21 protein-coding genes and 1 pseudogene are annotated in these 20,329 nt (G+C 49.1%); 16 read left to right on the top strand and 6 right to left on the bottom strand.

The genetic code is table 11. The features are described 5' to 3' along the window. From QJ48_RS37480 to QJ48_RS14225, 5 genes are all read left to right on the top strand, one after another. A partial coding sequence (locus QJ48_RS37480; RefSeq protein ID WP_237762913.1) for a DUF5696 domain-containing protein occupies window positions 1-1,569 on the top strand: 1,569 nt, incomplete at its 5' end. A 1-nt stretch (window position 1,570) separates the two neighbouring features. Then, on the top strand, window positions 1,571-2,473 hold the full coding sequence (locus QJ48_RS14240; protein WP_063858090.1) for a carbohydrate ABC transporter permease: 903 nt from the start codon (window positions 1,571-1,573) through the stop codon (window positions 2,471-2,473). A 9-nt stretch (window positions 2,474-2,482) separates the two neighbouring features. Further along, a complete protein-coding gene (locus QJ48_RS14235) occupies window positions 2,483-3,406 on the top strand; it encodes a carbohydrate ABC transporter permease (protein WP_054974228.1) in 924 nt (307 codons plus the stop codon). A gap of 39 nt (window positions 3,407-3,445) precedes the next feature. Further along, window positions 3,446-4,465: a Gfo/Idh/MocA family protein gene (locus tag QJ48_RS14230; protein ID WP_054974227.1), complete on the top strand. Its 1,020-nt coding sequence runs from the start codon at window positions 3,446-3,448 to the stop codon at window positions 4,463-4,465. Window positions 4,466-4,485: 20 nt separating this feature from the next. Next, complete coding sequence (locus QJ48_RS14225; protein WP_054974226.1) at window positions 4,486-5,493, top strand: Gfo/Idh/MocA family protein; 1,008 nt, start codon at window positions 4,486-4,488, stop codon at window positions 5,491-5,493. A 61-nt stretch (window positions 5,494-5,554) separates the two neighbouring features. Here QJ48_RS14225 and QJ48_RS14220 read toward each other — a convergent pair whose 3' ends face one another. Continuing rightward, window positions 5,555-6,451, bottom strand: a complete 897-nt coding sequence (locus QJ48_RS14220) for an AraC family transcriptional regulator (protein WP_054974225.1) — start codon at window positions 6,449-6,451, stop codon at window positions 5,555-5,557. Window positions 6,452-6,687: 236 nt separating this feature from the next. Here QJ48_RS14220 and QJ48_RS14215 point away from each other — a divergent pair, with 236 nt between their 5' ends. Next, window positions 6,688-7,500, top strand: a complete 813-nt coding sequence (locus QJ48_RS14215; RefSeq protein ID WP_054974224.1) for a sugar phosphate isomerase/epimerase — start codon at window positions 6,688-6,690, stop codon at window positions 7,498-7,500. Window positions 7,501-7,623: 123 nt separating this feature from the next. Continuing rightward, a complete protein-coding gene (locus QJ48_RS14210) occupies window positions 7,624-8,043 on the top strand; it encodes a hypothetical protein (RefSeq protein ID WP_157261631.1) in 420 nt (139 codons plus the stop codon). 74 nt (window positions 8,044-8,117) lie between these two features. Here the strand turns inward: QJ48_RS14210 and QJ48_RS14205 are convergent, their stop codons facing one another. Further along, a complete protein-coding gene (locus QJ48_RS14205; protein ID WP_054974222.1) occupies window positions 8,118-10,145 on the bottom strand; it encodes a kelch repeat-containing protein in 2,028 nt (675 codons plus the stop codon). Between the two features lie 209 nt (window positions 10,146-10,354). On the opposite strand from QJ48_RS14205, the gene QJ48_RS14200 reads away from it, so the two are divergent. Together QJ48_RS14200 and QJ48_RS14195 are read left to right on the top strand one after the other, a co-directional pair. Beyond that, window positions 10,355-11,128: an RNA ligase family protein gene (locus QJ48_RS14200; protein WP_054974221.1), complete on the top strand. Its 774-nt coding sequence runs from the start codon at window positions 10,355-10,357 to the stop codon at window positions 11,126-11,128. A 15-nt stretch (window positions 11,129-11,143) separates the two neighbouring features. Continuing rightward, window positions 11,144-11,728 carry a hypothetical protein gene (locus tag QJ48_RS14195; protein WP_054974220.1) on the top strand — a complete coding sequence of 195 codons (585 nt, stop codon included), beginning with the start codon at window positions 11,144-11,146 and terminating at the stop codon, window positions 11,726-11,728. A gap of 71 nt (window positions 11,729-11,799) precedes the next feature. Here the strand turns inward: QJ48_RS14195 and QJ48_RS36885 are convergent, their stop codons facing one another. Further along, window positions 11,800-12,150, bottom strand: a complete 351-nt coding sequence (locus QJ48_RS36885) for a hypothetical protein (RefSeq protein WP_157261629.1) — start codon at window positions 12,148-12,150, stop codon at window positions 11,800-11,802. 11 nt (window positions 12,151-12,161) lie between these two features. Between QJ48_RS36885 and QJ48_RS38705 the strand changes: the two are divergent. Next, window positions 12,162-12,474: pseudogene (locus QJ48_RS38705) on the top strand (hypothetical protein); the annotation flags it as partial. Here the strand turns inward: QJ48_RS38705 and QJ48_RS14190 are convergent. Further along, window positions 12,434-12,910, bottom strand: coding sequence for a MarR family transcriptional regulator (locus QJ48_RS14190; protein ID WP_054974219.1), 477 nt, complete (start codon window positions 12,908-12,910; stop codon window positions 12,434-12,436). The pseudogene QJ48_RS38705 and the gene QJ48_RS14190 overlap by 41 nt on opposite strands. Before the next feature lie 287 nt (window positions 12,911-13,197). On the opposite strand from QJ48_RS14190, the gene QJ48_RS14185 reads away from it, so the two are divergent. Next, window positions 13,198-13,599 (top strand): RidA family protein, encoded by a 402-nt coding sequence (locus tag QJ48_RS14185; protein WP_054974218.1) that lies wholly within the window; start codon window positions 13,198-13,200, stop codon window positions 13,597-13,599. Between the two features lie 24 nt (window positions 13,600-13,623). Further along, on the top strand, window positions 13,624-15,120 hold the full coding sequence (locus QJ48_RS14180; protein WP_054974217.1) for a monooxygenase: 1,497 nt from the start codon (window positions 13,624-13,626) through the stop codon (window positions 15,118-15,120). 146 nt (window positions 15,121-15,266) lie between these two features. On the opposite strand, the gene QJ48_RS14175 is transcribed toward QJ48_RS14180, so the two are convergent. Continuing rightward, on the bottom strand, window positions 15,267-16,007 hold the full coding sequence (locus QJ48_RS14175) for a stalk domain-containing protein (protein WP_054974216.1): 741 nt from the start codon (window positions 16,005-16,007) through the stop codon (window positions 15,267-15,269). A 333-nt stretch (window positions 16,008-16,340) separates the two neighbouring features. Between QJ48_RS14175 and QJ48_RS14170 the strand changes: the two genes are divergently transcribed. From QJ48_RS14170 to QJ48_RS14155, 4 genes are all read left to right on the top strand, one after another. Continuing rightward, window positions 16,341-16,787, top strand: a complete 447-nt coding sequence (locus QJ48_RS14170) for a hypothetical protein (protein ID WP_054974215.1) — start codon at window positions 16,341-16,343, stop codon at window positions 16,785-16,787. 215 nt (window positions 16,788-17,002) lie between these two features. Continuing rightward, window positions 17,003-17,785: a hypothetical protein gene (locus QJ48_RS14165; protein WP_237762912.1), complete on the top strand. Its 783-nt coding sequence runs from the start codon at window positions 17,003-17,005 to the stop codon at window positions 17,783-17,785. Window positions 17,786-17,802: 17 nt separating this feature from the next. Further along, window positions 17,803-19,053, top strand: coding sequence for an ABC transporter ATP-binding protein (locus QJ48_RS14160; RefSeq protein WP_237762911.1), 1,251 nt, complete (start codon window positions 17,803-17,805; stop codon window positions 19,051-19,053). 6 nt (window positions 19,054-19,059) lie between these two features. Then, entirely contained in the window at window positions 19,060-19,737 is a 678-nt protein-coding gene (locus tag QJ48_RS14155; RefSeq protein ID WP_054974213.1) for an ABC transporter ATP-binding protein, read from the top strand. Window positions 19,738-19,921: 184 nt separating this feature from the next. Here the strand turns inward: QJ48_RS14155 and QJ48_RS14150 are convergent, their stop codons facing one another. Continuing rightward, window positions 19,922-20,236: a hypothetical protein gene (locus QJ48_RS14150; RefSeq protein WP_054974212.1), complete on the bottom strand. Its 315-nt coding sequence runs from the start codon at window positions 20,234-20,236 to the stop codon at window positions 19,922-19,924. Between the last annotated feature and the right edge of the window lie 93 nt (window positions 20,237-20,329).

Genomic DNA, 20,329 nt, shown 5'->3' with positions numbered 1-20,329 from the left:
CCGCTGCAGATGGGCGCGCTTGTTCCGATGAAGGCGGAGCATCAGCTGCAATCCCGCGTCTCCGCGAAAATTTACGGCAGCGACGATGCGATTCCCGGCCAGCCGGGGACCTATACGATTTTTCCGGCATTCGGCATGAAGCGGGACGATCATTCGTACCTGGCCGTCATCGAGGAAGGGGAAGCGACGTCGACCGTGCACGCGACGCCCGCCGGGCTGTACACGTCGTTCCACTGGATTGCGCCGCAATTCGTGTACCGGAACGAATATTTCCGCCAGACGAGCAAGCTCGGGGCAGGGTATAAGACGGTGGAGAAGACGAGGTCGACGGAAAACAGACGCATCCGCTACTACTTCCAGAATGGCAGCAAAGCCGATTACGCCGGAATGGCGGCCGATTACCGCAGCTACTTGATGGAAACGCAAGGGATGAAGAAAATCACGCCTGACGCGAACGGACTTCCGCTGTTTGTGACGCTCTACGGCGGCGCCGAGGAAAAAGGTTTGTTCTCGCCGAATTTCGTGCCCGTCACGACGTTCGGACAGGGGACCGACATTTTAAAAGGGCTGCACGCCTCGGGTATCGGACCGATTCATGTGCTGTACAACGGCTGGGCTAAGGGCGGGGACCGCAGCGTCATGCCCGACGTGCCGCCGGCGGAGAAGGGGCTCGGAGGCGACGAAGGGCTAAGGGCTTTTGCCCGCGAAGCGCGGAAGCGGGGTGACCGCGTCTACTTGCAGGCCGACTTTACGCGTTCGCGGCTGAACGGCAGCTTCGTCCCGTCCCGCGACGTGATGCGGGACATCAACAACAAGGCGCGGTACGACGAAAGGCTTGGCGAGACCGAATATGTGAATCCCGCATCCGTTGCTCTGCGGCTGTTCGAGGAGCAAGTCGGGAGCTACGAGGCGCTCGGCATCGACGGTATGTACTTCGAAGGGCTCGGCAGACTGTATTCGGATTACCGTTCGTCACACCCTGCGACGCGCGCCGATGCGGCGGAAAGCTACCGCAAGCTGCTCCGGCTCGCCAAGGAGCGTCTCGGCTTCGCCGGGGCGGCGGAAGGCAGCAGCTACCTCATCGGCCAGCTCGATTTCGTCCAGCGGATGCCGATTGGCGCCAGCTATGACCTGGTCGCCACCAAGGCGGTTCCGTTCCTGCCGATTGCCGTTCACGGTCTCGTAGACTATTCAGGGGAATGGGGCAACTTGCGGGAGACGGGGACGACCGAGTTTTTGCGCTCGATCGAGTTCGGCGCCGTGCCGCACTATTTGCTCACCTCCGAAGATCCGGCGCTGCTGCGCCATACGCCGGGAGATTTTATTTACAGCAGCCAATACGACGTGTGGAAGCAGCAGATCGCCTCGGAGTACAAACGCTGGAACGAAGCGCTCGGCCCGGTGCGCGGTCTGTTCATCACGGGGCACCGCGAGCTGGCCGACGGCGTGTTCGAAACCCGCTACGAGAACGGGACGGCGATTGTCGTCAATTACAACGATACGGCCTATTCGACGGGCGACATCACAGTCAAGCCGCGCGAGTTCGCCGTCGTCGGCAAGGAGGGATAAGATGCAGCCTTCGTCTTTCACGCGTCCCAAGCGATCCCGCCTCTCGATCGAGACGCAGCAGGCGATATCCGGTTACTTGTTTCTCATTCCGTGGCTGGCCGGACTCGGGTTGTTCGTCCTGTTCCCGCTCGGCTTCTCGCTTTACATGAGCTTTCAGAAGGTGCGTTTTACCGGTGCGGGAATGAAGTTCGAGTTCAAGGGTTGGGAAAATTATTCGTACGCGTTTTTATCCGATAACACGTTTGTTGCGGCGCTCGTCGGCATGATGAAAAACACGCTGCTCGTCATCCCGATCATCGTGCTGTTTTCGCTATTCGTGGCGCTTCTGCTCAACTTGAAATTCCGCGGACGGATGGCGTTCCGCGCCGTTTTCTTCCTTCCGGTCATCTTCAGCACCGGCCAGGTGCTGTCGGAGATTTTCAACCAGAAGGCGGGCAGCCTCGACATGCTGAACAAATACGATATTGCCGGTTTCATCTCGGCCAACGTGCCTACGTTCTGGGCCGATCCGATCTTGACCGTGCTGAACTTGTTCGTCGTCATTTTGTGGTATTCCGGGGTGCAGATTTTGCTGTATTTGGCCGGTCTTCAGACGATTGGGGCGAGCGTGTACGAGGCTTCGCTCATCGACGGAGCGACTCCCTGGGAGATGCTATGGAAAATTACGCTGCCTGCGCTGACGCCGTTTATTTTGCTCAACGTCATCTATACGATCGTCGACATGTTTACCGTCCCGCTGCTCAACCCGGTGCTGAATATGATCGTTACGAACATGACGACGGCCAATCTCGGCTACGGCTACGCGAGCGCGCAGGGGTGGATCTACTTCACGGCCGTATTCGTCCTGCTGCTCGCCGTACTCGGCTTGTCACGCAAATTCGTTCATTATTCCGGAGAAAGGTAGGGGAGCGCCATGGTATGGAGACAGTGGATGGACCGGACGCGCGTCTTGCTGTTCGGCGACCGGGAGCGGAAGGGGATCATCGTGCTGGCGTTACTGTATCTCGTCCTGCTCGACGTCGCGCTTATGTATTTGACCCCGTTCCTGTATATGCTGTCGACGATGTTCAAGACGACGGCCGATCTGCTCGACCCGACGATCAAGTGGGTGCCGACCTCGCTGGCTTGGGACAATCTGAAGCTGGCCTGGCAGGGGCTCAAGTTCCCGGACGCGTTGAAAAACTCGCTGATCGTGTCCGGGGGCTCGGCCGTGGGACAGGTGTTCTTCTGCTCCCTTACCGGCTATGCCTTCGCCAGACTGAAGTTTCCGGGCAGAAATGTGCTGTTCCTGCTGCTCATTTTCAGCTTCCTCATTCCGCCGCAGACGCTTATCATTCCGCTTTACGTGCTGTTCAAAAATTTGGGCCTGCTCGGCACACACTGGGGCATCCTGCTGCCGGCGCTGCTCGGGCATGGGGTGCGGGGCGCGCTGTTCGTGATCATTTTCCGCCAGTTCTTCCTGACGCTGCCGAAGGAGATGGAGGATGCGGCGCTGATCGACGGCGCGGGACCGTTCCGGGTGTACTGGCGGGTCATGATCCCGCTTGCGAAGCCGGCCATTCTGGTCGTGTTTTTGTTCTCGTTCGTCTGGCATTGGAACGAGACGTTCGTCACCGGCATGCTGCTCGGCGGCAAAGACGTGCCGCTGTCGCTCAGCCTGTTCAATCTAAACAAGGTGCTGACGGGAATGTACCCGGAAACGGAGGGCAGCTTCGACTTGAACGAAACGGTCCGCATGGCGGCCAGCTTCCTGATTATCATGCCGCCGCTCCTCGTCTACATGATCGCCCAGCGGTGGTTCGTGGAAGGCGTCGAGCGGACCGGGCTTGTGGAATGAGGAAGCGATGACGCAGTAAAAAGGGAAAGGAGCTGTCTTATGTCCATCCGATTTGCATTATACGGTTGCCAGCACGGCCATATCGCGACGTTCGTCGACGAGATGATGGCGGAGGGGGCCGAGTGCGCCGGCATTTACGAGCCGGAGCGCAATGCGCTCGCCCGGTCGCTGGCACAGAAGCACGGCATTCCGCTGCTTGACAGCGCGGATGTGCTGCAGGACGAGTCGATCCGGATCATCGGGTCGTCCGCCGTCAACGGCGACAAAATCGACGTGATCGAATGGTGCGAGCGCCATGGCAAGCATGTCATGCTCGACAAGCCGGCCGTCACGGGAAGAGGCGGCCTTGACCGGCTGGAAGCGGTCATTGCACGCGGGCGCATCCAGATCGGCTTGCTGCTGACCGAGCGGTTCCGCCCGGCAGTGGCGGCTTTGAAGCGTGAGATCGACGCGGGAACGCTCGGCCGCATCGTCGGCATCACGATGCGCAAGCCGCACCGGCTGCTGCCGGCCACCCGTCACGCCTGGCATTTCTCCAAGGAACGGAACGGCGGCATTATCATCGACCTGTTCGTGCACGACTTCGATTTGCTGCGCTGGCTGACCGGGCAGGAAATCGCGTCGGTGAACAGCCTGATGGCCAAGCATATATTGCCCGAGCATCCGACGTTCTACGATACGGCATGTGCGCAAGTGCTGCTGGACGGCGGCACGATGGCGCAATTGTACACGGACTGGCATACGCCGGAGAGAAGCTGGACGTGGGGCGATTGCCGCCTGTTCGTGACCGGAACGGAAGGCTGCGCGGAGCTGCGCTTAAACGGCGATCCCTCCTGCGATGCGATCGGGGAGGTGTACTACCGGATTACGCACGGGGAGCCTTTCGTCCGCGTGGAGCCGGAGTCCGTAAAGGTTACGATTACGCGCGACTTTCTGAACCGGATCGAAGGGAAGGCGAGCCTCCTGACGCACCGGGACATAATCGCGACGAGCCGGGCTACCGTCCTTGCCGACGAGAATGCAACGCTGATTCATACCGTGAACGATGAATATGAATAATTGAAAAGCGAGGATATGAAATGAGCGATCAACCACGCAAGGTGCGGTTTGCCGTCGTCGGCTGCGGCGGCATATCGTCGAGTCATTTTACCGGCATCGAGCGGGCTCCGGAAGCGGAGCTTGCGGCCGTCTGCGACGTCGATGCAGGCCGGGCGGAGCAGTATGGGGCGAAGTACGGGGTGAAGGCTTACACCGATTACGGACGGCTGCTGGCGGACCCTGACGTCGACGTTGTTTGCTTGTGCACGCCGAGCGGCATGCATGCCGGGCAGACGATTCAGGCGGCCGAGGCGGGCAAGCACATCGTCTGCGAGAAGCCGATGGCCATCCTGCTGTCGGATGCCGAGCGGATGATCGAGGCGTGCGACGTCATCGGCGTGAAGCTGGCGACGATCTTTCCGCGGCGCATGTCGCCCGCTTCGCAGTTCGTCAAGAAGCTGCTGGACGACGGGAAGCTCGGCCGGTTGAGCCTGTGCTCCGGCTACGTCAAGTTTTACCGCGATCAGGCGTACTACGACAGCGCGGGATGGCGCGGGACGTGGGCGATGGACGGTGGCGGGGCGATGATGAATCAGGGCATCCACACGATCGATTTGCTGCAGTGGCTGGCCGGGCCGGTCGATTCGCTGCACGGCTACGCGCGCAATGTCCTGCGGGATATCGAGATAGAGGACACTGCCGTCGCCTCGCTGCAATTCAAAAGCGGCGCGCTCGGATCGATCGAAGCGACGACAACGGCTTACAATCAGCCCGACCACCGGATCGTCCTTCACGGCGACAAGGGCACGATTGTGTTGACCGGCGACGAGATTACGACGCTTGACGTGATCGGAGAGCAGGTGGACATTCCGCAGTTCGAGCCGTTTACCGTCATTCCCGACGGTCACGCCGCACAGATCCGCGATATGGCGCTGGCGGTGCTGCACGATCGCGAGCCGGTCGTGACAGGCCATGACGGAAAGCATTCGCTGGAGATCATTCTTGGCACGTACGAATCGTATCGGAGCCGCCGCGAAATTTTATTTTAACGGTCCGGCCCTCCTTCCCCGCTTGCTCGATGGGGATGGAGGGCCGTCTGCGTTCGGGCGCTTATTTGACGATCCGGGCGTATCCGGCGGATAGCGTCTTCGCATATTCCGACGGCGTCATGCCGGTCGCTTTCTTGAAGTGGCGGGAGAAGTAATGGACGCTGCTGTAGCCGAGGAGCTCGGAGATTTCGGTTAAATTGTACACGTCTTCGCGGATGTAGGTTTTGGCGCGGTCGATTTTGAGCTGGTTCAAATATTCCATGACGCCGCAGCCGACCCGTTTTTTGAACATAATGCTCATTTGGGTCCGCCCGATGGCGAAGTGGTCGCACAGCATATCCAGCGTCAAATTATCGCCGATATGCTCGTTCATGTAGCCGATCACTTTGTCGGCCATGCCGCTTTCTTGCTTGCTGCGGGGGACGGGGGGCGATTTGATGTCCCGCTCTTCGTGGCTTGCGCGGATCAGGTAGATCAACAGCGTTTCCAGATGCAGCTTGAACAGCTGCTCGCTTCCGAACGGGGCGTTGTCCCGCGGATACAGGATTCTGCCGCTGCCTGCGGGGCTTGGCCCGAAGGCGTTCCAGCCTTCCTCGATCAGCCGGGCGAGCACCGGACGTATTTTGTCGTCCAGATGGAACAGCTTTTGCTTGAGAAAGAACGACATGGGCTCGGATTCGCATTCGAAGGTGACGATGAAGACGTTCGGGGACACTTTTCCGTTGCTTTTCGGACTGTGGAATTCGTCGGGCTCGTGGAACAGCAGGTCGCCCTGCTTCAAGTTGAAATGGCCAGAATCGGTGTCGATTTCGATCTCGCCCTTGTCCACGTAAAATATTTCCCAAAAGTCGTGCTTCTCGCCGGCGTACCTGTAGTTTTTGGATAACTCGAAATAGAAGCAGGAAATCAGCTTGCCGATTTGAATTTCTTCGCGAACCTCGTAGCGTGGAAACCGCATCCGAAAACCGCCCCCTCTATGAAAACGTTATCTTTCCTCCGTATTATCAACATTCAACGTTAACTGTTAAATTCCTGTTTCTTTTCATAAAAGATCCTTTAGCGAATAAAAATGCAAATTCATCGGCCAATTGTCCAAAAACATGTGCAAAAAACACGCTGCTCCGTCTAAAGATCGGCCCCGGACTCCACGGTATGATTACGTTAATCCATGATCATGAGGAGGAGAGGGGAACGATGGAAATCGGCGTCGTCAACATTTTGCGGAACAACGGGAGCTGCTTTGAGCATGTCAGCCAATTCGGCCTGAAGGTGTGTCAGTTAATCGGGACGCATCCGGAGCTTTGCACCGAGGAAATCGCGGACAATGTCATACGGGAGTCCGCCAAGCACGGCGTGCGCATTTGCGCGATGTGGAGCTGGGTAGCCGGCCCCGGCGCATGGAATTTCACGGAGGGTCCGGTCACGCTCGGCCTTGTGCCGGAAGCGTACCGGGAAGAGCGGGTACAAGCGCTTAAGCGGTGGGCCGATTTCGCCGAGCGGATCGGTGCCCCGGCCGTCGTGACACATTGCGGCTTCATCCCGGAAAATATGACCGATCCGAACTACGAAGGTGTCGTCGACGCGATTCGCGAGGTGGCGGAGTACTGCCATGGCAAAGGGCTCGGTTTCTGGTTCGAAACGGGCCAGGAAACGCCGGTCGTCCTGCTTCGCACGATCGAGCGCGTCGGCACGCCGAACCTGGGCATCAATCTCGACCCGGCCAATCTTATTCTTTACGGCAAAGGCAACCCGATCGACGCGCTGGACGTCATCGGCTCTTACGTGCGCAACGTTCACGTCAAGGACGGGCTGTACCCGACGAACGGGGATGCGCTCGGAAAGGAAGTGCTGGTTGGCACCGGCAAAGTGAATTTCCCGGCGTTTCTGGCCAAGCTTCGCTCCCTCGGCTACGACGGTGAACTGATCATCGAGCGGGAAATTTCCGGCGAGGAGCAGGCGAGGGACATCCGGACGACGATCGACCATTTGAACCGTTGGCTTGCTTGATACGGCCGCAGCCCGCGTGGTCCCTAGGTTCCTGCGGACCGGACCTTCAGCCGAAGCATGTTCCGCCCTTGAAGTGCATATCTAATGATAAAAGACAACTTGTCTTATAAAGGGGGGGATACGGTGCTGCAGCGAACAATGAATATCGTTCATAAGAAATCGGTATGGATTTCTATCGTTGTGTTTTTGAATATGCTGCTGACTCTGCTTATTATGGTGGACAGGAAGCATAGCTTTTCTTTTCTGTCTGACGGAGCTATGAGTTTATTGGGTAAGGTTGAGGTCGGCGGTGAACCGGCCATCATGACTGGAGGATTCTCCACTTCCGGTTCCTCCATAAACGGAGCCAAGCAATACTCGGTATACACGCAGTGGAAATTAGCCGATCAGTATCAAGACGGAACTTACTTGGTGGAAGCTTACCGGCAATACGAGATCTATAAAGATAAGAACGGCAAGACGGTCAAAACTGTGCCGACCGAAAACTTCAACTACATCCGCTATTGTCCCGGATGCGAGGTGAAGGGGCTTCCTGCGGAGTGAAGACAAAAAAGCGGTTCCGATCCACTCGGGCCGCTTTTTGTCTGGCTCCTGTCGTTCCAGCGGACGGATTTCGCCTAAGTTGTTTTCTTTCCCTGCCTGACGACTTCCTCGACCGACCATGCCACGCACCATGGCCACTGCTCTTCCTTGCCCTCCGGAATCCAATAGCATGGCTTGGTCTGATTCTCGCCGGGCACCAACAGATGCATGCGAAGCACATATTTTTTGACGTCTTCCGGGTGATCGGGTCGTGGGAACGGGAAATTCAATTTCACGCCGACCTTCTCCGACACGTCGGAGCGGTGAGAGAATTCATACTCGTAGGATAGATTGCCGCCGATGTCGAAGATGTTTTTGATGCCCTCCGCAAATTCGGCCGACACTTTGCTGCTCTCAATCTCGACGGCCGAGGTCTTCTTTTGGAAAAAGACGCTGGTCTCGCCCGGGACCCAGGTGACATCGAGCGAGAGGCTGCGCTCGGTGTCGGCATACGGAGCCAAGTCGCCGGAACGGAGAAGGAAGGTCTCGTAATTGTGCGTGTTCGGGTTCTTCACGTAGGTATGGAGAATATCGTGCATGTCAAAATCGACACTAGCCTTCTTCGCATGGAATAAACAGCTCTGAATGCCGAACGGTCTTTCTCCTTTCCAGTCATACATCTCATAGGTTGTCTTGAAGACATGAGGCGCGAGGTAAATGTAAGTTACGGCATTCTCCCCCGGGACAGGAACGATACTTTTGTCAAACAGGATGGTCACTTCCGAGGCTTGTGTCGCTTTGTACGAATGCTCGGTGGTGAATTTCAAAGTGGCCTCCACGCCGACAGGCAGACTGCCGCCCGCTTTGACGTACGAGCTGAACTTGAACTGGGTGGAAATCGCTACCTGACTGGTTTCGGTACGGCCATAATAGAAGGTAGACCCGTAGTTGCCGGATTCGCTGCCGTTCCGCACATAGGGCGGAGCGCCTTCCACTACGCCGATCAGAGCCCGGAATTCTTTGCTGACCGTGCCGTCTTCCGTCTTTACATATTTCATCTTGTCCGACTTGTAGCGGCAGAGCACCAGTTGGCTCCTCCCCTGCTGCACGACGCTGTCGTCGTTATAGCACATGTAGAGCCAGATTTCTTGCTGCATCTCGCCTTTATCCCCGAACGGTGCGAAGTATTGCAGGGCACCCATGTACTTCCAGGTCGGGTATTTCGTATGACCGTGCGAACGGGTCATTTTCGGTCCCCATACGCCTGTACGGATGTTGTATTCTTTCTTCTGGTTGTTTTTGTACCCGGCCCAGATGTGAGGTCGGTGCCAACCATTGATGAACAACTGGATCGCAGGATCCTGTATGCCGTCCTGAACGGTGCCGGTCTCCAAGGCGAGGAAGTCGACAAGTCCGTCGTATTCGTTATGCCGCTGGCTGCTAACCTCCCGCAGACCGCTGCCTTCGATGTTCGAGTCGATGCTGCAACGATACACTGCCGTCCACAGATTCGCGTTGGTGGTCACGATGCCGATCATGATGCTGAGGCTGCCGTTTGCGTCATGGTAGGCGCAGGCGCACACGTTCCGAATATTTTTCCAGTTGAGATGGTTCTCGGAACGCCACGTTTTTCCGTCGTTATCGAGGAAAACCACAACCAAAGTGTCCTTGTTGTCCACATGGCGTCCGCCGATGAGATACAGTCGTCCGCCCAATGACACGGCTGCGAATTGCGTGCGCCGATTGAAGGCAAAGCCGATCTGTTCGGCCGTTGTCCACGTCTGGCCGTCCGCCGTTTTCTTGTGCCAGAGGTGGCCGTCCTCCGTCCAAAATACATACAATGCTCCTTGGTGCACGACGCTGGCAATGTTGGAGATTTCAGTATGGCCGTTGACGTTGTAGTTTTTCTTATTATGCATCACCGTATTGGCATCGTACGTTTCCAAGCTTTCCTTGCCCTTCTCGTTTTTGAGGATGACGCGGGAATACACGATACGATCTCCTTGGGTCGTGGATCTTTTGTGATAAAACAAATAAGCGGCGCCATTAAAATACGTTCCGTTGACCCCGTCAAAATCAAGATCGGCTTTTTCGATTCGATGGTTGGCATAAGTATTTGACATCAGGACACCTGTCTTTCGGAAATAGTCAACAGGCATCATAGCACATTTTGGTGGATATGGAAGCTTACTTTAGTTAACATCCGGGACATTTGCCCCGAATTCGCCCATCCCAAAATAGAAATAACAATTTCACCCAAAGGAGACGGTAATGAATCTATAGAAACCTTATTATGGTAAAACATACGAGATATTCAGGGGGACAACCATTCATGGACTTAAAGAAAATGAACTCTTTGACGAAATATCCGAGCATTCTTACTTATCATCAATTGGGGGAAAGAGGCCGTTTAACTGACGAATTATCGGAAGGCAGAGGCTTCTCCGAGGCCGACGATGTATTTGTTTACGAAAAAGTGGATGGGGAGAACGCCAGGATCATTTTGTTCAAAAATGGGAACGACATCGATTATCTCATCGGCTCAAGAGAGGAGCTGTTGTTTGCCAAAGGGGACAGGATAGGCAACCCTTACGGGAATATTGCCGAATTTCTGCGCCCGTTGGCCGATCAATTGATTGACCGGATTTGTTCGGACGAGGATTGGGCATTGACCGTCATCTACCAGGAATCGTACGGAGGGAAAACGAAGGCGGCTAAAAACTACACGGAAAATAAGACGCAAGCGTACAGAGTTTTTGACGTGTTTTCATTGGATAAGAAGCAATTGGAGCATCTCCTTACGCTGCCGCAAGAAAAAATAGCGGAATGGCGCGATCATGGAAACCAGCCTTTTTATCATGAGGCGGAGAGGCTCGATTTTGTTAAAACGATGGAGCTGGCGTATGCGCCGCTGTTGACTAGCGTGAAGGGCTCCGCTTTTCCGCAGTCGCTGGAAGAGACGTTTTCATTTTTGAAGCAGTTTGAGCAAACCCAAGTCGGGATCGATGCCAGAGGCAAGTCCGAAGGCATTATCGTTCGCACCTCGGACCGCAAGCAGATTAGAAAAATCCGCTTTGAGGATTACGAAAGAACGTTTAGAAAGTGAGCTGCGCGCACCCATATGTCTGAACAGATCCCCGATTATTTCAAATACAACAAGGAAAACAACGATAAATACAGCAAGAAAAAGCACTATGAACTGGCGGCTATCGAGAAGGACTGGCCGTTTACTCCCGAAAAATTTGGGTATCATCCTGTTGATCATTTTACGGCATGTTGGAGAGGTTTCCATTGTCTATATGAAATGGATGATCTACAGCTTCTTCTCAAGTCTTTTTGTGTAACTCTGGATTGTTCGGTTGTTAGCCCTCCTGACTTGAATGGCGTTTCGGGAAAGAAGGGCTACGGCGGTTTTTGGGAATACAAGCAGGTGAATCTGCCCCTTGGTTATTCGGGAGGCATAATTTTATGCGCTGACGTCGTAGGGTACGATGATTGGTTTAGTGATTATGAATGTACGCATCATTTCCGGGATGTTCTTGAGTTGCGGTTTGAAGAGGGCATTGTAAAAAGCGGCATAGATCATAGTGAGACGATGGAAGAGATAAGAGGCTTCACGGATTTAAGCTTCCATGAGCAAAATGAGTTGGTGGCTGACTATTTTTCGCTGTATTCGAATAAATGGATAAATTATTACAAACTATGACACGGAAGATCGTCCCTGCCGCAAATGATGCGGACAAGGGGCGATCTTTTTTTATGGTGGGGGAGGATTTTTTAATTTGGCATGGAAAGTGAAAATTCGTCATTGTATATAGAAATATATAATTTTTCACCGTTATTTTTTTTGAAAACAAATTGTGCCCCTTCGCTCTCTATTCCCGAATAGTTCCATCCTGATAGTTTGAGTCGAATTTTATAACTTTCCGGGAAACCGTCTGTTTGTTGTAACCCGTCTAATCTATAAATATGCATCACTCTTTCAGTTGAAACGATTTTTTCTTTTAAAATTGCCTTGTTAGGTATTGGAATACCGTCTTCATTTTTTTGATAACAGAATGAAACCCAATAAAAACATAAAAAACCAATAATTAGTACGAAAGACATAAAAACAAAAAATCTTTTCATGCCAGTCACCCGTTTCTTTAATTGGGGCTATTTTGGCTGCCAATGTGTTGTTTCAGGAATGCATGGCGTTGTCGTGGTTGGGAAGCTTTTGGGGAATGCTTGCTGCATTAACCTTTTCCACATTCGTTTTTTTGAGTAGTTCTGTTGAAAAAACAGCCCCTCCCCTTTTGTTTTCCATTGGAATGCCGCATGTTGGTTCAGGATGGAACCATTCTGACAGCATCCGAACTGCCGGTTGTCATTACAACTCTGGACGGATGCCTATTGTCTTTGTTGAGGTACGTTAGCGATAGAAGTCAACCATATCTCCAAACAGCCGTTTGATAAATTCAAGCTCGCTTTCGTTGTATCTTTCCAAAAATTCGTACATTCTTTGCTTTTCCTTCGTATGGAGCTCATCATGAGCAGCAAATAGCTTTTTGCCGACAGGCGTTAGCCGAAAGTACACTTCCTTTTTGTTATCGTTGAGTTGGGCTTTTCGCACCCAACCTGCCTTTAGTAATTTATTTGCGATCTTGGAGGTATTCCCTTTGCTTAAATTTATCCTTTCCGCGATGGAAGTGACATTGATCGGCTCCTGCTCTCCGATGCACGCAATGGTGTGCAGTTCCGTCATGTTCAATCTGAATTCCGGTTCGATATGCTTCCGGATATCCTCGAGGTATGCTGCAGTTATTCGGGTTTCATATTGCTCTTTTTGCTGAAGAAACTGAACGAAAAATTCATGAATTGCGGTTTTGTTTTTATTGGCAGTATCCATGATTATGCTGACTCCTCGACTCATTTGTTTCATTATAGCATAGATTATTTTCTGAGAAACAAACGGGCATGCTCATATTGGGGTTGACAGGATAAGGAATGACCCAGTACAATAATATTGTTTCATATGAAACAAAAATTATATATTATTTTTATTTTTTTCTTTATTAACAATTATTAAAAAGAGTTCTAACGAAACAATAATTTTGATGGAGGAGGTTCTACCGGAAACACTTATCCACTTTTCAAGAGAAGATTTATAAATATGGAAATGGAGCATGCTTGCCTATGGAAATCGTGAATCCAAAGACATTGACGGACAAGGTCACATCTGTAATTTCTCATGTCGTGGTAACTACTGCCTCTAAACTGGCCTTCATCTCCGGTCAGGTTTCTGTAGATGAAACAGGAGCATTGGTCGGTTCAGGGGACTATTACGCGCAAGCGATTCAAGTGTTCAATAATCTAAAGTATGCATTGGAAGCCGCGCGAGCGGATCCATTGTACATTGCAAAAATGAATATTTTTGTGGTAAACCACAACCCGGAATTGATTTCGATTATTTTTGACGCCGGATTTCATGTGTTTGGCCCTAACTGGCCGAAGACAGCAAGTACCTATATAGGCGTTCAAGCACTAGCCGATCCTGAATGGCTTATCGAAATAGACGCTATCGTGATCTTCCCATAATGTTTAAGAAAAGAGGTTATTTATATGAAATATGAAGTCATCCTTATCGGTGGCGGACCTGTCGGCATGATGTTGGCTGGAGAATTGGCATTAGCCGGTATAAAGGTCTGCGTCATTGAGCGATTAAAAGAGACAACTCCATATTCACGTGCGCTTACAGTACATCCACGAACCCTTGAAATATTAGATATGCGTGGAGTGAAATCAAAATTAATCAGTAAAGGCCGCTTACTTTCAGGAGGGCATTTTGCCGGATTAGAAACTCCTTTGGATTTCTCGGTGTTGGATTCTTCTTCCAATCACACGCTCTTTTTACCGCAGAGTGAGACGGAGAAGGTGCTGGAGGAATGGGCTCTTAGCCTTGGCGCAGAGGTCTGGAGAGAGGTTGAGGCTCTATCTGTGCATCAGGATGAGGGTGGGGTCGACGTTAAGATCGCGGGACCTAATGGAGAAACAACGTTAAGATCTGCTTATGTGGTAGGTACGGACGGAGCCAGAAGTTTGGTTCGCAAACATGCAAATATATCATTTGAAGGTACAGACGCGACCTTCACGGCTATTCTGGGGGATGCCGTTCTATCTGATTTGGCTCCTATGAGTGTCATATCCCGGATTACAGAAAAAGGTTTGGTCAGCATCATGCCGATCAATGATCATATGTATCGGGTCTTAATTATCGATATGGAGAGACGTAACATCCCTAAGGATGAGCCCGTTACATTTGAAGAGTTTCGTTCATCGATCATCCGTACGACCGGAAGCGACCTGGGATTGAACGATGTGAAATGGATGTCCCGTTTCGGAAATGCGACGCGGCAAGCGGGACGCTATCGGAATGGTCGATTGTTTTTGGCGGGAGATTCGGCGCACATTCATTTTCCGGCTGGCGGACAGGGAATGAACGTCGGCTTACAAGAAGCGATGAACTTAGGCTGGAAGCTTGCAGGAGCAATCAAAGGCTGGGCTCCGGACTGGCTATTGGACAGTTATCATACCGAACGTTTCCCATGGAATACGGCCTTGCTCCGGAATACCGAGGTCCAAACCCTGCTTCTGGACGTGACTCCTCCCATCACGGAACTGCGAAGGATGCTGGCTAATCTGATTCAGATACCGGAGGCTAATTATCAAATCGCCGCACAAGTTTCCGCAATTGATGTACATTATGCTCCAGACGCCGAAGCGCCTCCCCATCCTTTAAACGGGAAACGTTTCAAGGATCTAAGCTTAGAGCTGAAAGACGGGCAATTGATTAACTCCTATCCGTTCCTGCACAAAGGTACTTTTCTTCTGTTGCACTTCCATTTTAACGAACAGAATAGCGGTCAATGGGAAACGTATAGCAACCTTCAAGTTGTACATGCATCTTTGGCTGAGGCAGACGCGGATTGGAACGACGTCCACACGGCACTTATTCGGCCAGATGGACACATTGCCTGGGCGATTTCTCTATCAGATCCGAATCCAATGCAAACAATAAATGAAGGAATCACTCGCTGGTGCGGAAACATTACGGATTAGTAATGCACTGTCCTTTACATCAATGGAATCAAGTTCTTGTCCTCAGGTTGGGATAAAACTTGATTCCTTAAATCCCCCTACGTTATGGCTATCTTAGTTTTGAAGACACGCTCTAACACATTTTCTGGATTTCGGTTGTTGTTGGTTCACTGTGGTTCGACTTGTATCGTGATTTCACTTTTCATGATTTTGTCTTTTTTATCCCCATCGATACTAAAATCCGCCGTTACCCCGATCGTATATTTTCCCGGCGACAGCAGCCAAGACCGCTCCTTCTCTAATAATTTCTTAATGTCGGGACGTCCTTTTTTATTATAGTTGTAAGATTCTATGATATTTAGAGGGAGAGTAGCTTTATACTCGTTATTTTTCTTGAGTTGATCTCTTATTAAAACGGTCTCTATATATTCATCAGAAGAAATTCCTTCCTCGTCCCGAACCGAAAAAAGGATGATGGGGTTCCCATGACCAACGGTGATCTCTTCATCCCCTAAATAAACAAGGGAGCTCCATAGATGAATGATTTCGTTCGATTTGTAGGCTTCTTTTTCACTGTGCAGATTTAGCATAAAATTATCTGCTTGCTTGGACACGCTGATTTCGGCTTTCGTCAAGTTGTTAACGCGTCGATCGATATAAATGTCTTGGTTTGCTTCATCATAATGAACTTTGCCGCCCATATTTTCGGCCATGTAGCGTAGGGGCACATAAACGGAACCGTTATAGTTGAGAATCTCAAAGTTTCCGTTTTGCTTTGAAGCGGGTTGATTATTGAAGTAGATAGACCCAGGGAATAAATGCGCCTGTATTAAATCGGAACTGCTTGCTGCGGAAGCGGCTGAAATACAGCTGCCCACGATAAACGCTAAAAGTAACTTTTTCCTCAAATTTACTTCATCTCCTAGTTTGTGGGATGTTTATGAATTCTACACTGTTCTCCGCAATAAGTTGCGGTGTAGTATTTAAACTGCTTTTTTATAGTGTAGACAAAGAAAAAAATGGTTCTTTTGTCATATTTATATATTATTACAAATATTGTATCTTTATAGTGTAATATAAACAATACAAACTAGAGAAGAAAAGTAATCTTACATAGTAGATAGAACTGCATTAAAACGAATCCACGCTGTTTGCTGACAAGGGCAATAGTTATTGTGTTTTGAATAGCTGGCCAGCTTTCAAATAAAAAACTATAATGGAAGGAGTAAGTGGTATTAAATATGAAACGTGAGAAAATGAAAATGTTTCCTGTATTTGTATTGGCAACTGGACTTGTAGTAACAAGTGTTACGCCGAACGTCCTTGCGGCAGAATCAGTTGCTTCAAAAACGGTATCTGGTGGGTGGAGTGAAAAGAGCGGTTATTTTACTACGATTAACAACAACCAGGGTTTTTCAATTCTTGCTGCCTCTGAACCGAAACATGAAGGGTACGTGGAGAGCAGAAGAGAAGGATCTACTGTGTTGCTGAAACGAGCAGTTGGCAAAACTACTTGGAAGGATACTCGTCATTATACTAGAGCTAGGTTTGAGGGTTATTGGACAGGTGAAATTAAGGGCGACAGTGGACGAGTATGGGGGACAGGCAGCACCGAGGCTAAAAGCGATTGGATTGATAAGTCTTTTAGCGATTGGGTAGGAAAGACATACTACGGTAACGAGGAATAAGGAGTCGACGAGAGAGATAATCGAATTGATTATCTCTCTCTACATAAATAACAATGATGATTAAGTACATTCGTCCTGCTTCAGATGTATTATATTACTCTATCACGCTTTTATTTACGATTATAGGCATCGTAACTTTTTGGTTTTTATCGTATCTCGACTCTGTAAATATGCTGAACAATGGGTACATCAATAAAAAATCTATTATATTCAGTATGGAGAAAATCAATTATCCGCTTCAAACGAATGCGGGTAACTATATCCTGTTCCAGTATAATGAGGACACTCCGCAACTAAAATTCGTATGGCTCAACGGAAAAGTCAAGTTTCCCCCAATCAAACAATTCGATGATTATACTGATACGGACAATGTAGCCATTATCGGAGAGTATGCCAATGCCAAAGCGATCCCTAGTGACTACAAATGGATTGGTTATTTTAATGCGCCTAACTCCTATAAATTGCAGTCTGACATTTGGCTAGTATCGCGGCATATCAATATAGACGTTGCAAAAGGGACAAAATTTGTGTTTATGACACCGAGTTTTGATGTGATGCCTGTTTTTAACGAAACGATGAATGGGAACAACGTTAGAATAATTCATTCAGAACAAAATGGTTCTTATAATTTGAAATCAAATCAATTCGTAGTATTGATTCAATATATAACGGTCTTTTTGATGTCTATCATGCTATTCATAACCGTAACCATTTGGTTAAATAAGGAAAGTTATTTTCTTTCGATACTATATCTATCCGGCTATTCGCCTGGTGCTATCTACATCATCTTATTGAAAACCAAAATTTTGCCGTACATCGTCATATCCATGATTTTAATGATACTGGCTTTCATAGCCCATGATATCTCCCCTTTATGGGACATTTCATGGTTGATTTATTCAGCTTGTCTCGTGCTTTTTTACATTTTTCTTGTAATGATGCTTGGTTGGTATTTTACATTTATTTACACGTTCAGAAAAGGTGGTCAGAAATATTGAGGATGATCATACAACTGTTGAAACAAAATAAGCTGCTAAACACGATGCTGATCGCTGCTTCGATTATTTTTGGCAGTCTGCTTCTCATACTTACGATAAATATTAACCAAACTAATATTGAGGTGGGCGTAACCAATAACTTCAAAGGCAAAAATTTATATCAAATTTCAGATAACTTATATAATGAAAAAGAAAAGGAGTTTTTCTCCAATCCTAATAGTATTAAGATACTGAACGATTTTAGTAAGCGAGTAAATGCCGTTTCAGCTTTTAAGTATTATAACGGGGTCGAGCAGCCGATCGACATAGCAAACTTTGAGGGCGATCCAATCTTTGATGCTTATTATGAATCAGGAGGCAATCAACCGGCACGTAAAATAGGCAATAAATCATATCGCTTCATAAAATCGGTACAGCTGAATCAAACAGTGTTTGATTTGAATCAGATTCAATTAAGCCAGGGGGAAGCATTCAAAGAAGATGCTTATGTTTTTAACGCGAATAAGGATACAATTCCGATAATTATCGGTTCCGATTATAACGGGGTTTATAAAGTCGGTGATACCTTAGATATTTTATATTACTGGAAGCCATTCATAGGAGTCGTTGTAGGGATACTCGAACCTTCTCAGAAAGTTCTGAAAGTTGGGTCGGAGCCTGAATTATTATTGAACCGCTACATGATTTTGCCGATGCTTCAGTTTGAGCAGTCTCCCCCTAAAATGGACGGGATTTTTTTGAAAGCTTTACTATTAAGTAAGGTGAACGGGAAGATCGTTACGGAATTAACACCGATCCAGGTAAGGAATACACTTGAAGACATCGGCGATAAGACCGGTTTTCATGACTTTGCTGTGATTGGAGCAAGCGGTATCGCTATTGACTCAATTATTAGTTTCACTGAGATCAATAGGAATCTGTTAATGGTATTTTCTCTTGTCTTGTTTGCGACGGTAATTATTCTCTTCGTTGTCATTACTAGAATCACGATCAACAAAAATATCGATATCTATAAAGTGCTGTTGATCAGCGGCATCAGCATGGAGCAGATGGTTAGGATCGTAAAACGTCAAGCCATTTTATTGCAGTTGATCGGCTATATTCCGCCTCTGTTGCTCCTTGCTCTAACGCTTAAAGATCCGTTGTTTATCATCGTTAATTATGTTGTGGCAGTAGGTATTTCCATTTTGATTATGTGGTTTGTGATCGGTCGCTACACGCAGAAATATTTCGATAAACTAGATATTGTTCAGCAGTTGAAAGGATGAGAGTATATGCCGCTTGTTGCGTTGACATCTATAGCCAAGGATTTTAAAGGTTCAAAGGTATTTGAAAATGTAGATTTGGCCGTAGGAAAGGGAAGCACTATAGCGATCAAAGGAAAAAGCGGTATTGGAAAAAGCACTTTACTCAACATTGTGGCCGGATTGGAAAAACCCACAACCGGGCAATATATGCTGGATGGAGAAGATTTGAGCCAAATGAATTTACACGACTTAAGTGATGTCCGTAAGCGTAAAATAGGGTACATCTCACAGCATAGCCCTATGATCCCGAAATTGACTGCCTTGGAAAACATCGTAGTTCCCCTATGGTTTGAGAAAAAACGTGAAGATAGCGATAATATTACAAAGCGGATTGAACAATTAAGCCACTTATTCGAGATAAACCATTTGCTTCACCATAAAATTGAAAAATTGTCGGGCGGAGAGATCCAACGTGTAGGTATCATTCGTTCTTTAATCAAGGAGCCGCGGCTCCTTGTGGCTGACGAACCGACCGGTGCATTGGATGATGAGACAGCGCTCATCGTTTTAATGTGTCTGAACGAGCTGAAAATAGGCGGAGTGTCAGTCATCCTTGCAACTCACAGCGCGATGGTGGCCAAACATTGTGATGAAGTATATCAATTAACAAAGGAAGGGCTAGTACGTGAAACGCTCTCCTGCTAGTGTGCAAGGATTCCATCCTTAATTATCTTGGGAAGGTGTTACTGTGGTGTTAAAAGACAGTGAAAAACAGAAGAGATTAAGCCTTACATAGCGCGGAACACATTGAAAAACTTCGTAACGACACGAGGGTTCTGGATTTCGGTTGTTGTTGGTTCACTGCTGGGACCTTTGATTGTTGTCCTTTTTATTTGGGTTTCTCTTTGGATTGAGTGATGTTTATGACCGTACCTTTTCCTACCGTTCTACTGCCATAGTTCAATTCAAACGTGTAATTAGGCACTATAATGTCTGAAAAAATTTCTCCGTAAGGTAAATGAATAGTAACGAGATAAGTCTTCCCCCTATGGAAGACTTGATGTTGATCATCAGCAGCTAAGATTTCGCACATGATTAGTTCATCGTTTACACGAAATGAAGGCATCATTCCCGAGCATCCATCACGTTTCATGCCGCCATCGGTTTCTTCAAGCAGGTTAATTTCCGCGAGGATCTCCAGCATTTGCAGTTCTCCTTGAGTATTGATGAGTTTGGACTGAGAATTTAATTTCTCTTTTCAAAGTATTCGCCGTTTCGCTAGTGCCTCATCAGTAAA

This window comes from Paenibacillus sp. A3 (genome assembly GCF_001399685.1).
Classification (GTDB): Bacteria; Bacillota; Bacilli; order Paenibacillales; family NBRC-103111; genus Paenibacillus_G.
The sequence above is the reverse complement of the archived record's forward strand: the minus strand, read 5'-3'. Positions and strand labels throughout refer to the sequence as shown.